Origin of the sequence: Kribbella sp. NPDC049584 (assembly GCF_040675555.1) — a bacterium.
GTDB lineage: Bacteria > Actinomycetota > Actinomycetes > Propionibacteriales > Kribbellaceae > Kribbella.
On sequence record NZ_JBFAPF010000009.1, the window covers coordinates 373,601 to 386,327 of the forward strand.

The following is a 12,727-nucleotide window of genomic DNA, read 5'->3' on the forward strand; positions in this document are numbered from 1 at the left end:
CAGCGGTGGGCTGCCGGGGGACGCTGCCGCCCGCGGTGGGTCGGTCAGAAGTCGACATCGACCTCGGCCGTGGCGGCCTCGCCGGCCGGCTGGTCAAGTGTCGGGCCGATGCCCATCTTCTCCTTGATCTTCTTCTCCAGCTCGTTGGCCAGATCGGGGTTGTCGCGCAGGAAGTTCCGCGCGTTCTCCCGGCCCTGGCCGAGCTGGTCGCTCTCGTAGGTGAACCAGGCGCCGGCCTTGCGGACGAAGCCCTGATCCACACCGAGGTCGAGCAGGCTGCCCTCGCGGCTGATGCCCTGGCCGTAGATGATGTCGAACTCGGCCTGCTTGAACGGCGGGGCCACCTTGTTCTTCACGACCTTGACCCGAGTCCGGTTGCCGACCACGTCGGTCCCGTCCTTGAGCGACTCGATCCGGCGCACGTCCAGCCGCACCGACGCGTAGAACTTCAGCGCCTTACCACCGGTCGTCGTTTCCGGGGAGCCGAACATCACGCCGATCTTCTCGCGCAGCTGGTTGATGAAGATCGCGGTCGTGTTGGTCCCACTGACCGCACCGGTCATCTTCCGCAGCGCCTGGCTCATCAGCCGGGCCTGCAGACCGACGTGGCTGTCGCCCATCTCGCCCTCGATCTCGGCCCGCGGCACCAGCGCGGCCACCGAGTCGATCACGACGATGTCGATCGCGCCGGAGCGGACCAGCATGTCGGCGATCTCCAGCGCCTGCTCACCGGAGTCGGGCTGCGAGACCAGCAGTGCGTCGGTGTCGACGCCCAGCTTCCGCGCGTACTCCGGGTCGAGCGCGTGCTCGGCGTCGATGAACGCCGCGATCCCGCCGGCCCGCTGCGCGTTCGCGACCGCGTGCAGGGCGACCGTCGTCTTACCGGAGGACTCCGGACCGTAGATCTCCACCACGCGGCCGCGCGGCAGACCACCGATCCCGAGCGCGATGTCGAGCGAGATCGACCCGGTCGGGATGACCTCGATCGGCGGCCTGTTCTGCTCCCCCAACCGCATGACCGAACCCTTGCCACACTGCCGCTCGATCTGCGTCAGCGCGGTCGCAAGCGCCTTCTCGCGATCGGCCACCGCGCGCTCCGCACTCGCTGCACCCGCCATGTGAATGCCACCTGACCCATCTCATAATCGGGGCCGCTTCCCAGCCGCCCGGAGGACTTCTCGTGTCGCAAGAGAAGGTATCCATCACGTCGGACAGTTTTCGTCGCCACTTCCGAATCTGTGGACAACTCGGCCGTCCGCCACACCTTCCGCGCACCAAAGTATCCCGAACACGTGTTCGAATCACAACTGACACGCCGAAGCTGCCCAGGCAACCGATCTGACCCGCCGGATCCCTACCCTTGCGGGCGTGAGCGACCGTCCCGACGTGCCCGATTCCGCCGTGATCCTGGCCCTCAGCAGGGTCGAGTTCGGGATCGACACCGTACTCGACGCGCTCCGCACCCCGGACCCGTTCGGCGTCCGCAGCATCCTGACCGGGTACTCCGCCCAGGAGAAGCCCAACCTTGCCGAGAAGGCCCTGATCCTCGCGATCGACCGGCTGCTGATGATGAAGGTGCCCGGGCACGCAGAGTGGCCGAAGCTGCCGCTCGCCAAGCGCTGCGACTGGTGGGTGGAGCGGCTCGGCGGATTCGCTGCCGTCGTCGCGGCCCTCCCCCGGATCAGCGGTGCGGCCGCCGACCGGCTCCCGATCAAGGACACCCTCGGCGCGACCGTGCAAGCGATGGTGATCGGCGCGATCTGCCGCGAGTACGGCGTAGAGACGCACGCGGACCGTACTGCGGTCATCGCACGCGTTCTGACCGACCGTCCGATCACTCCGGACGAGGTCCTCATGTACGACGACCCGACCGCGGCCGGACAGGACGTGGCGAAGCAGCTCGGTCTCGGCGACAATTCCGAGGAGGCCGGCCTGCGCCAAGGCATCCGTCTGCTCTGGCGGATCAGCAAGCTGTTCGGTGGGCTCGGTGAGGTGTTCGAGGAACGTCCACGCGGCAGCCTCGGCGCCCGGTTCGTCGGCAAGCTCCCAGGCATCGGCATGGTCGGCGGGTACTTCGACGAGCGCAAAGCCATCCGCAAAGCGGCCTACGAGGCGGCGGACCTGCTCACGGGCAATGCGTTCCGGGTCAAACCCGTCTGAAGGACTGGGACCGGCCGCCGCAGTACTGGGATGATCTCCGCATGACTGGGATCGTCATCGCACGACCGGACGACAGCTGGCCCTCGCAGTACGAGAAGACCGCGCACGCGATCGGCGGACTGCTCGGCGAACTGGCCCAGCGGATCGACCACATCGGCTCCACCTCGGTACCCCGCCTGCCGGCCAAGGACATCCTGGACATCCAGGTCACAGTCGGCTCGGAGCCGGAACTGGACGACGTGGCAGAGCGCATGGTCGCGGCGGACTGGGAGCTACGCCCGCCGCGGCGCGACCATCCGGTGCCAGGTCTGCCCACCGATGACATGCAGTGGGTGAAGCGCATGCTGGTCGAGCCGATGTACCGCCGCCGGGTCAATCTGCACATCCGGGTGGCCGGTCGCGCCAACCAGCGGTACGCGCTGCTGTTCCGCGACTACTTGCGCAGTCATCCGGAGACGGCACGCGCGTACGCGGCCTTCAAGCAGCACGCTGCGGCGCTCCGGCTCGAGATCGGCGACTACACGGACCTCAAGGACCCGGTCTGCGACCTCATCTATCTACCGGCCGAGGAGTGGGCGTCCCGCACCGGATGGACGGTCTAGAGCGTTAGTTGCCTAAGGCATCAGCGTTCGCTGGGCGGCAGGTTCAGGTGCGCCCACACGGCACGCCAGACCACCTTCGCTGCCTCCCCCTCGGCAAGGGCCTCGACGACCGTACGGCCGCCGAGTTCCTGTACCACCTGGGTCTCGGCCCAGGTCCGTGCGTACGCCGGACCGAGATGGTGATCCATCCGAGCCCAGAACTCCGTCAGTCTCATTCCTGCCCGTCATCATTCCTCGGCGGCGGTCCCCAACCGCCCTGCTGCCCCGGCTGGGGTCCCGAAGGACCACCCTGCTGCGGCGGCTGCTGACCGTACTGACCAGGCTGCCCCTGGCCGGGCTGCTGTCCCCAGCCACCGGGCCCCTGCTGCGGCGGCTGTCCTTGCTGAGGCGGCTGTCCCTGCTGGGGCGGCGGCTGCTGACCCGGTTGCGGACCCCACTGCCCCGGCTGAGGCTGCCCAGGGTACTGCGGCTGACCAGGCTGACCAGGCTGACCAGGCTGACCGCCGTACGGCGGCTGCCCCGGCTGCCCCGGGTACTGCGCCGGCGGGCCGCCGTATGGACCAGGCTGACCTTGCGGACCGCCGTACGGACCGGGCTGACCCGGGTACTGCCCACCTGGACCAGGCTGCCCGTACCCCTGCTGACCCGCGTACGGCCCCGGACCGCCGTACTGACCGGGCTGGCCGGGGTACTGCCCGGGGTACGGCTGTCCGTAGCCCTGCTGCCCCTTACGCCTTCGGCTGCGCAGCACGAAGAACACAATCGCGGCGATCGCCAGCAGCACCAGCACGATGATCAGAATCAGTGCCCACGTCGGGAATACGCCGCCTGCCTCGGACGTCAACGAGATCTTGCCGAGCTTGTCGAGGCTGTCGTACGTCGCCGTGCGGCCGCTGATCTTCGCGCCGTCGTCGTGCTCGAGGATCTTGCCCGGCATGGTGATCTTGAAGTTCACCTCGGGCTGAGTGCCGGACGGGACGCTGCCGAGGTTGCCGGCCTTCACCGTCACCATGACCTTGTCGCCGTCCTTGCGGAAGCTGACGCCATCGCCGCTCGAGGTGCCCATCTTGTCGAACGGCACGCTCTCGAAGGTGCAGCTCGACCCGACGTACTTGTCGTCCTCGAACGAGTTGCAGTTGACCCCTTCGGTGGTCGTCTGCTTGATGCCGCTCTCGATCTGCTGGCGGACCTTGTCGAGGGACTGGCCGCTGGACTGCAGCAGCTGCTTGTCGACCCCGATCTTCATGGAGCCCGAGACCGTCTCGTTCGACCCGACCTTCAGATCGGCGTCGAGCTTGACGCACCCGGTCAGAGCGACCAGGCAGGCCACGACGACGAGCGCTGCGCGTACGCGGTTGATCATGTCGCCGATCATTCCAGACGACGGGGACAACCTCTGCACCGGACGGAAAGCGTCTCCTCACGGTCTGCGACGAACGGCTCGTGAAAATTGTCGGTGGCACCCGGCAAGATGGTCAGCGTGAAGAAGACCAGCGCGTTGAGCCGGTTCTCGCCCGCGACCCGGGCGTGGTTCGGCGACGTCTTCGAGGCGGCCACCCCGGCCCAGCTCGAGGCGTGGGACGCCATCACCGCGGGCCGGGACGCGCTGGTGGTCGCCCCGACGGGTTCAGGCAAGACGCTGGCAGCCTTCCTCTGGGCGCTCGACCGCCTCGCCACAACTCCCCCGCCGGACGATCCGAAGCTGCGCTGCCGAGTGCTGTATGTATCACCGCTGAAGGCGCTCGCGGTCGACGTTGAGCGCAACCTCCGCGCGCCACTGATCGGCATCCGCGAGACCGCGCGCCGGCTCGGTGAGGCGCCGATCGACGTCGAGGTCGCGGTGCGTTCGGGCGACACCCCGGCAGGTGAGCGACGACGGTTCGCGACACGACCTTCCGACGTACTGATCACGACCCCGGAGTCGCTGTTCTTGTTGCTGACCTCGCAGGGTCGGGAGTCGTTGCGCGGGGTTGAGACCGTCATCGTCGACGAGGTCCACGCAGTCGCAGGGACCAAGCGGGGCGCCCACTTGGCGCTCACACTCGAGCGTCTCGACACGTTGTTGCCCAAGCCTGCGCAGCGGATCGGTCTGTCCGCGACTGTGCGACCGGTGGAGGAGGTCGCTCGGTTCCTTGGTGGCGAGCGGCCGGTGACTGTGGTGCAGCCCAAGTTCACCAAGCAGTGGGACCTGAGCGTCGTCGTTCCGGTCGAGGACATGGCTGAGCTGGCCGCGACGGAGGTGGAGACCTCTGGATCCGCGGCGAGTCCGCAGCAGCACGCATCGATCTGGCCGCATGTCGAAGAGCACGTCTTCGATCTGATCTCCCAGCACAAGTCGACGATTGTCTTCGCCAACTCGCGACGGCTGGCCGAGCGACTGACGGCGCGGCTCAACGAGATTGCAGCGGAGCGGGCCGAGCTGGAGTTGCCTGAGTTGGGCTCACCGGCTCAGCTGATGGCCCAGTCCGGCGGATCGCTCGCGGCGCCTCCGTTGATCGCGCGAGCCCATCACGGCTCGGTCAGCAAAGAGCAGCGAGCGCTGATCGAGGCGGATCTGAAGTCGGGTCGGCTGCCGTGCGTGGTGGCGACGAGCAGCCTCGAGCTCGGCATCGACATGGGTGCGGTCGATCTGGTGATCCAGGTCGAGGCGCCGCCGTCCGTCGCGAGCGGATTGCAGCGCGTAGGGCGTGCCGGTCACCAGGTCGGAGCCGTGTCGCGCGGCGTGCTCTTCCCGAAGTTCCGTGGCGATCTGATCGACACAGCCGTCGTCGTGCAGCGGATGCGCGACGGGATGATCGAGAGCCTGCACATCCCGGCCAACCCGCTCGACGTGCTCGCTCAGCAGATCGTGTCGATCGTCGCCCTCGATTCGGTCGACGTTGACGAACTGTTTGCTCTGGTACGTCGCTGTGCACCGTTCGCTACGTTGCCGCGATCGGCGTACGACGGGGTGCTCGACATGCTCTCAGGCCGGTATCCGTCGGACGAGTTCGCGGAGCTGCGACCGCGGATCGTGTTCGATCGGGTGAGTGGCGAGATCTCCGGTCGACCGGGTGCGCAGCGGCTGGCGGTGACCAGCGGCGGGACGATCCCGGACCGTGGGCTGTTCGGGGTGTTCCTGGTCGGCGAGTCGACGAATCATCGCGTCGGCGAGCTCGACGAGGAGATGGTGTACGAGTCGCGCGTCGGCGACGTGTTCACGCTCGGTGCGTCGAGCTGGCGGATCGAGGACATCACCCACGACCGGGTGCTCGTCTCCCCCGCGCCGGGCCAGCCGGGCAGGTTGCCGTTCTGGAAGGGCGATGCGGTTGGGCGGCCCGCTGAGCTTGGCGCGGCGACCGGCGCGTTCGTCCGCAAGATGGCGTCGTTGCCTGCCGGCAAAGCGATCGAGCGCGCGCGGACCGCAGGCCTCGACGAGTACGCCGCCAACAACCTCGTGTCGTACCTCGCTGAGCAGCGGGACGCGACGAGCCGCGTGCCGGACGACGTGACGATTGTTGTCGAGCGGTTCCGCGACGAGCTGGGTGACTGGCGTGTCTGCGTGCACTCGCCGTACGGCGGTCAGGTGCACGGCCCGTGGGCCCTGGCGATCGCGGCGCGGCTCCGGGATCGGTACGGGATGGACGCGCAGTCGGTCTCGGGCGACGACGGGATCGTGCTGCGGCTGCCCGAGACGGACGAGGCGCCGCCGGGTGCGGATCTCGTGCTGTTCGATCCGCAGGACATCGAGGATCTGGTGACCACCGAGGTCGGCGGGTCGGCGTTGTTCGCAGCTCGGTTCAGGGAGTGTGCCGCGCGGGCGTTGTTGCTGCCGCGACGCAATCCGGGGCGGCGATCACCGCTGTGGCAGCAACGGCAGCGGGCGTCGCAGTTGTTGAGTGTGGCAAGCAAGTTCGGGTCGTTCCCGATCGTGCTCGAGACGTTGCGCGAGGTGTTGCAGGACGTCTACGACCTGCCGGCGTTGAAGGCTCTGCTGACAGGGATCAGCGAGCGCAGGATCTCGGTCGTCGAGGTCGAGACGTCGGAAGCATCGCCGTTCGCGAAGTCCCTGCTCTTCGGCTATGTGGGCGCTTTCATGTATGAGGGCGACAGTCCACTCGCGGAGAAGCGCGCGGCCGCGCTGTCGCTCGATCAGAGCTTGCTGGCCGAGCTGCTTGGGCGCACCGAACTGCGCGAGCTGCTCGATGCGGAGGTTGTTCTTCGGACCGAGGCCGAGCTGCAGCGGCTGGCCGAGGATCGACGAGCGCGTGACGCCGAAGGCTTGTTCGACGTACTGCGGATGGTCGGTCCACTGTCGTTGCCGGAGGCAACACAGCGGTGCGTCGACGGTTCGGATGCCGAGTCGTGGCTGACGTCGTTGGCGGCCGCTCGCCGGGTGGTGCGAGTGCGGATCGCGGGCGAGCATCGGTGGGCAGTCGTCGAGGACGTGGCGCGGTTGCGGGACGCGCTCGGCGTGCCGCTGCCGCCTGGAGTCGCGGAGGCGCACGCGGAGCCGGTCGCCGATCCGCTCGGCGATCTGGTGTCTCGGTATGCACGAACGCATGGGCCGTTCCGGGCGATCGATCTGGCGACACACCTCGGGATCGGGGTGGCCGTCGTCAGCGAAGCGTTGCGACGGTTGGGTGCGGCTGGACGAGTCGTTGAAGGCGAGTTCCTGCCGGGCGGGATCGCGCTCGAGTGGTGTGACAGCGAGGTCCTCCGACTGTTGCGGAGGCGGTCTCTTGCTGCATTGCGCAAGGAGGTCGAGCCGGTTGATCCGTCCGCGCTGGCCCGGTTCCTGCCTGCCTGGCAAGGGATCACGAGCAGCCGAGGCCGCGGGTACGACGTACTGCTGGGCGCCGTCGAGCAACTAGCAGGATGTGCGGTGCCGGCCTCCGCGTTGGAGTCGATCGTGCTGCCTTCGCGAGTGCCTGGATATCAGCCGTCAATGCTGGACGAGCTGACGGCGACCGGCGAAGTCGTGTGGGCGGGTTCGGGCTCGTTGCCCGGGACAGACGGTTGGGTGTCGCTTCATCTCGCCGACAACTGCGATCTGACGCTCCCTGATCCTGATCCGGATCTCGAGCTGAGTGAGACGCACCAGGCTGTGCTCGACGCATTGTCGGGTGGCGGCGCGTTCTTCTTCCGACAACTGAGCGATGCGGTTGGAGCCGCCTCCGGCGTGGTGGACGACGAGACATTGGTCAGCGTCCTCTGGGACCTTGTCTGGGCGGGATACCTGACCAACGACACCCTCACACCGGTCAGGTCACTCGTCGGTGGTGGGCGAGGCAGTCATCGAACACGCCGTGCGACGCCACGTGCGCGGCCCGGTCGTCCGATGCGTCCTGGGCGGCCGTCGATGCCCGCGCGGAGTGGTCCACCCACAGCGGGCGGACGATGGTCGTTGCTGCCGGCCCGCAGTTCGGATGCGACCCGGCGGGCGCATGCCGCAGCGGAGACGTTGCTGGATCGCTACGGGATCGTAACGCGCGGGTCGGTGATCACCGAGCGGACGCCCGGTGGGTTCGCGGCCGTTTACAAGGTGCTGAGCGCGTTCGAGGAGTCCGGGCGGTGCCGCCGCGGGTACTTCGTCGCAGGGCTCGGGGCAGCTCAATTCGCGTTGCCCGGAGCCGTCGACCGGTTGCGCGCGCTCGCGGAGCTTCCGACCTCCGCGTCTCCAGCGCCCGACGGTCCCTTCGGCTCTGCCGGACGATTCGGGCCGGGTGGTGCACGACCAGGAGGTGCCGGCCGTGGCCCGAAGGACGAGGAGCTGAACGCGCGCGCCGTCGTACTCGCGGCTTCCGACCCAGCCAATCCGTACGGCGCCGCCTTGCCGTGGCCCGAGCGAGAGAGCGCAGGCGGTCATCGCCCTGGCCGGAAGGCCGGTGCGTTGGTCGTCATGGTCGACGGACAACTGATCGTGTACGTCGAGCGCGGCGGGCGGACTGTGCTGAGCTTTACCGAGGATCCTGACCTGCTCCAGCCGGCGGTTGATGCGCTGGCGTTGTCGATCAGGGACGATCAACTCGGCAAGCTGAGCGTCGAGACGGCTGATGGTGAGCAAGTGCGGCACACAGCCTTCGGCGATGCGCTGGCGAAGGCCGGTTTCCATGCGACACCACGCGGTCTGCGTCTGCGGGCTTGACATCGGGAGCGATCGGTCATGCCCGAAGGAGACACCGTCTGGCGAGCTTGCAAGCGGCTGAACCAAGCGCTCGCAGGACAGGAGCTCGTGCGTACGGACTTCCGGGTGCCGTCGCTCGCAACGACAGACCTGAGCGGACGCACGATGCTCGAGGTCGTTGCGCGCGGCAAGCACATCTTGATGCGTCTCTCGGGTGGATTGACTCTGCACAGCCATTTCCGGATGGACGGCAGCTGGCATCTGTACCGACCGGGTGAGCGGTGGCACGGCGGGCCTGATCACCAGATCCGCGTAGTGCTCGAAACCGCACCCTGGACGGCTGTCGGCTATCGGCTGCCGGTGCTCGATCTCGTCGCGACGGACGACGAGGACAGCGTGGTCGGGCACCTCGGACCTGATCTGCTGTCGCCGTCGTTCGACCGGGCTCTCGCTATCGCGAACCTCGAGTCCGATCCCGAGCGGACCGTCAGCGAGGCGCTACTCGACCAGCGGAATCTCGCCGGGATCGGCAACTTCTATCGCACCGAGGTCTGCTTCCTCCTCGGTCTGCACCCGTGGCGCCAGATCTCGGCCGTCGATGTCCCCGCCGCCGTCGACCTCAGCCGGAAGTTGCTGAAGGCGAACGTCCGCCGCGGGGCGCAAGTCAGCACCGGCGTCGACCGCCCGGGACAACGCACGTGGGTGTTCGAACGCGCGGGCAAACCCTGTCACCGCTGCGGCACGACGATCCTCACCGCATCACTCGGCGAACCGACCCGCGAACGGGTTACGTACTGGTGCCCGGCCTGCCAACCCGAGAGCTGACCGGAATTGGCCTGTGGACAACGCCGGCGGCGAACAAGAACGCGGATATCTTCTCTGACGTATCGAACAAATGTTCGATCGAGAGGAGAAGGTGATGTGCGACCGGTGCGGCGGTGTGAGCGACGAGCAGATCTCGCGACAGATCGAGGACAACATCCGGACCTTCGGCTGGACGATGCAGTACGTCGAGGGCGACGGTGCCCGTAATCCAGCCTTCGGGTACACGCTAGGGCTCAGCCTGTACCGGCATCCGGAGATCATCGTGTTCGATCCCGAGCCGTGCTGGGCATATCTCGGGCTAAAACCGCTCGCATGGGCGGTGATGGGCGGCGCGGTGTTCGACGAGGGTGACGACCTGTCGGGCTTCTTCCCGCCTCCGGAGACGGCGCAGCTCCTCCGGTTTCCCGACTCGATCCATCACCTGTACACGGCGAACCAGATGTTCCGGCAGCCGGGCGACCCGCCGCTGCCCGCGCTACAACTGATCTGGCCCTCGCGCGTGGCATTGATCCAGCCGTCCGGCAGCAGCCCTACCCCGGACGGGAGCGGGCGGTGACCAGGCGCTCAGGCCGCGGAGGCCACGACCTCCGACTCGATGGTCGGGTGCGCCAGCACCAGAGCCTCTTCGCGGGCCAGATCCTCGCTCACCTCGGCGAAGACCGTCGACAGCGGCACGTCGAGCGCCGTGCAGATAGCTGCCAGCAGCTCGCTGGAGGCTTCCTTCTGGCCACGCTCGACCTCGGACAGGTAGCCGAGACTGACGCGGGCGTCAGCGGACACCTCGCGGAGGGTGCGCCCCTGGCGCAGCCGCTTACGCCGCAGCACGTCGCCCAGCAGGCCGCGAACCAGCACCATGAGGTTTCTCCCTTCCGCCTGTCCGGCCGTGTCTACTCGCACGGTAGCTCGGCCGTAGGAACCAACGGTACCTGTTGCTGGGTCACTACCTCTCGCAATGTCCACCTTCGGTGCGCCGCGCCAGTCTGCCTTACCTGTCACCATGCTGGTCCTAACACCCCGTTCAGTCGAGTTCTTCCGCCACAACGGCGGCTCCGAGTTCGAGGACGGCCTGCACGCTTCCCCGGCGTACTGCCGCTCGGTCACCGGACAACTGCAGTTTGCGCACCTTCACGGACCCCGGTCCGGCCGCGGCGACATACACCGTGCCGGCCTCGATGCCCGGCTGCGGGTCCGGACCGGCCACACCGGTCGTGGCTAGCCCGTAGTCCGCCTCCAGACGCTCCCGTACGCCGGTGGCCAATGCGGCAGCCGTGTCCGCGTGGACCGGGCCCACAGCAGCCAGCAGATCCTCGGGCACGCCGGCGAGCTTGGCCTTCAGGTCGGTCGCATAGACGATCACGCCACCCCGATACACAGCCGACACCCCCGGCACATCCGTCAGAACCGCCCCGACCATCCCACCTGTCAACGACTCAGCGGTCGCAAGCGTCACGCGACGCTCCATCAACAGGCCCACCAACCGTCCGACCGCCGCCTCAAGCCCGTCCTCGGCCACCCGAAACCTCCCGCGCTCCAGATCTGTACCCAACGCATTGTTGAACAAGAACCGCCGCTAGACGAGTGCGCTAAATCCGCCTCGGCTCAACGCCGGGTCAGCGAGCAGCTCGAGCTGGTGCTCATAGATCACTGCCCACGGCCGGGGCGTCGACTACGAATCCGCCAGCCACGCCAGCATCTGACCACGCAACCAGCAGCGGCCTACCGCTTCGGCGTGCAGGGTCGAATGGTTAAAGACCGCGAGGCCGATGATGCTGTGGCCGGATGCCGGACGGTCGCCAAATGTCGGGATCGCCGGCGCAACTCCAACCCCTTCCACCGACACCCAGGCGATCGGCCGGTTCGTCGCCGCTGCATCGAGACGCTGCAGAAAGCGAAGACGGCTTTCAAGCGGGAGATCCGAGAGTGCCCATGTCGTGGTGACCACGGGCAGGGCGTCTGCCGGCACTCGCGCGAGCGCGTCGGGCAGGAGATCGACCTTGTCACCTTGCATCAAGAATGGAGGCACCGACGCAACCAACTCCAGCTCGCCTTCGAGCCTTGCGATCCGCTCCGGCTGATCGGGCGGCACGCAAGCACGCAACCACCGAGCCTCGTCCGCATCCCGCGTATCGATCGGCTCGAGGTCGATGCCGATCCGCGCGACGACCTCGGGTACCGCATGTGACGGGATGGCACGATCCCCCACAACCGACGCGGACACCTGGACGGGAGACGACGGGTCGCCAAGCGTCTGCTCGTTGCCGTAGGTGATGGCGGCGCGATCGACGTTCAGGTTGAACCCAGCCGAGCAACCCACGTCGATCAGGCCGATTGCGCTCGCGCCGGTCCTTCGCGCCACCTCGGCAATCGCCGGGTACAGCACGGCGTGATTGCCAGCCGGATTCGGCCGCACTTTCCGGTGCGCGACAAGTGCAATCACGGCCTCGGTCATCTCCACCAGCGTCTGAATCGCAGCGTCGGTCGCCCCGTGGACGTTCGTAGTCACAGCAGAGTCGGTGGATGCCGGCGAGGCAGCTACCGCTTTGTAGGCGGTGGCGAGCGTTGGCGCTTGGCCCGTGAGGGCCAGGTGGTGGAGGGCGGCGAGGATGAGGGCCGGGTTTCGCTTGCGGGCGGGTACGGCTTCGATTGCACTGAGGGCTTCATCGGACTCGCTCAGGGCGAGGGCGATGCGCTCATACAGAGGCGAGATCTTGGCGGCGTCCACCTGCGCGAACCGCCGGTACATCTGCGCGAGCTTGCCGTCCCTGCCACTAGCCCTCGCACTTCCAGCACTCGACCTCGGCACCCCAACGAGTCTAGTCACCCCACAGCCCACCCAGCCCGACCTGCAGAACGACCGGCACGCGAGCCGACGTGTAGAGCGGTCAGCCGGAGGGCCGACGAGTAGAAGCTCTAGCCGGACGGGTCGACGAGTAGAACGGCTAGCTGTTGCGGGTCATGAGGTTGTTGACGGTGGGGTTGAGTAAGGGGGACGGATCCTTCGGCGGCAGGATGAGAACTGCCAAGTCACCCATCT

At 67.6% G+C, this 12,727-nt stretch carries 11 protein-coding genes; 5 read left to right on the forward strand and 6 right to left on the reverse strand.

What is annotated here, in order from left to right:
- Nucleotides 1-44 precede the first annotated feature (44 nt).
- The gene (gene recA / locus AB0J62_RS29175; RefSeq protein ID WP_134098484.1) at nt 45-1,118 is read right to left on the reverse strand and encodes a recombinase RecA; all 1,074 of its coding nucleotides are present in this window, start codon (nt 1,116-1,118) and stop codon (nt 45-47) included.
- A 250-nt stretch (nt 1,119-1,368) separates the two neighbouring features.
- Between recA and AB0J62_RS29180 the strand changes: the two genes are divergently transcribed.
- Together AB0J62_RS29180 and AB0J62_RS29185 are read left to right on the forward strand one after the other, a co-directional pair.
- Nucleotides 1,369-2,160 carry a hypothetical protein gene (locus tag AB0J62_RS29180; RefSeq protein WP_363877727.1) on the forward strand — a complete coding sequence of 264 codons (792 nt, stop codon included), beginning with the start codon at nt 1,369-1,371 and terminating at the stop codon, nt 2,158-2,160.
- A gap of 41 nt (nt 2,161-2,201) precedes the next feature.
- Nucleotides 2,202-2,762: a GrpB family protein gene (locus tag AB0J62_RS29185; protein ID WP_363877729.1), complete on the forward strand. Its 561-nt coding sequence runs from the start codon at nt 2,202-2,204 to the stop codon at nt 2,760-2,762.
- A gap of 20 nt (nt 2,763-2,782) precedes the next feature.
- Here AB0J62_RS29185 and AB0J62_RS29190 read toward each other — a convergent pair whose 3' ends face one another.
- Together AB0J62_RS29190 and AB0J62_RS29195 are read right to left on the reverse strand one after the other, a co-directional pair.
- Nucleotides 2,783-2,977: a DUF3046 domain-containing protein gene (locus tag AB0J62_RS29190; RefSeq protein WP_363877731.1), complete on the reverse strand. Its 195-nt coding sequence runs from the start codon at nt 2,975-2,977 to the stop codon at nt 2,783-2,785.
- Nucleotides 2,974-4,125, reverse strand: a complete 1,152-nt coding sequence (locus tag AB0J62_RS29195; protein WP_363877733.1) for a hypothetical protein — start codon at nt 4,123-4,125, stop codon at nt 2,974-2,976. Before AB0J62_RS29195 ends, AB0J62_RS29190 begins: the two co-directional genes overlap by 4 nt.
- A gap of 108 nt (nt 4,126-4,233) precedes the next feature.
- Here AB0J62_RS29195 and AB0J62_RS29200 point away from each other — a divergent pair, with 108 nt between their 5' ends.
- The 3 genes from AB0J62_RS29200 (at nt 4,234) to AB0J62_RS29210 (ending at nt 10,249) form a co-directional block, all read left to right on the forward strand.
- Entirely contained in the window at nt 4,234-8,889 is a 4,656-nt protein-coding gene (locus AB0J62_RS29200; RefSeq protein WP_363877752.1) for an ATP-dependent helicase, read from the forward strand.
- 18 nt (nt 8,890-8,907) lie between these two features.
- A complete protein-coding gene (locus AB0J62_RS29205; protein WP_363877735.1) occupies nt 8,908-9,693 on the forward strand; it encodes a DNA-formamidopyrimidine glycosylase family protein in 786 nt (261 codons plus the stop codon).
- 94 nt (nt 9,694-9,787) lie between these two features.
- Nucleotides 9,788-10,249: a DUF4262 domain-containing protein gene (locus AB0J62_RS29210; protein ID WP_363877737.1), complete on the forward strand. Its 462-nt coding sequence runs from the start codon at nt 9,788-9,790 to the stop codon at nt 10,247-10,249.
- 8 nt (nt 10,250-10,257) lie between these two features.
- Here AB0J62_RS29210 and AB0J62_RS29215 read toward each other — a convergent pair whose 3' ends face one another.
- From AB0J62_RS29215 to AB0J62_RS29225, 3 genes are all read right to left on the reverse strand, one after another.
- Complete coding sequence (locus AB0J62_RS29215) at nt 10,258-10,548, reverse strand: helix-turn-helix transcriptional regulator (protein ID WP_134098469.1); 291 nt, start codon at nt 10,546-10,548, stop codon at nt 10,258-10,260.
- Nucleotides 10,549-10,711: 163 nt separating this feature from the next.
- Nucleotides 10,712-11,206, reverse strand: coding sequence for a CinA family protein (locus AB0J62_RS29220; RefSeq protein ID WP_363877740.1), 495 nt, complete (start codon nt 11,204-11,206; stop codon nt 10,712-10,714).
- A 153-nt stretch (nt 11,207-11,359) separates the two neighbouring features.
- Nucleotides 11,360-12,436 carry a DUF2332 domain-containing protein gene (locus AB0J62_RS29225; protein ID WP_363877742.1) on the reverse strand — a complete coding sequence of 359 codons (1,077 nt, stop codon included), beginning with the start codon at nt 12,434-12,436 and terminating at the stop codon, nt 11,360-11,362.
- Nucleotides 12,437-12,727: the final 291 nt, after the last annotated feature.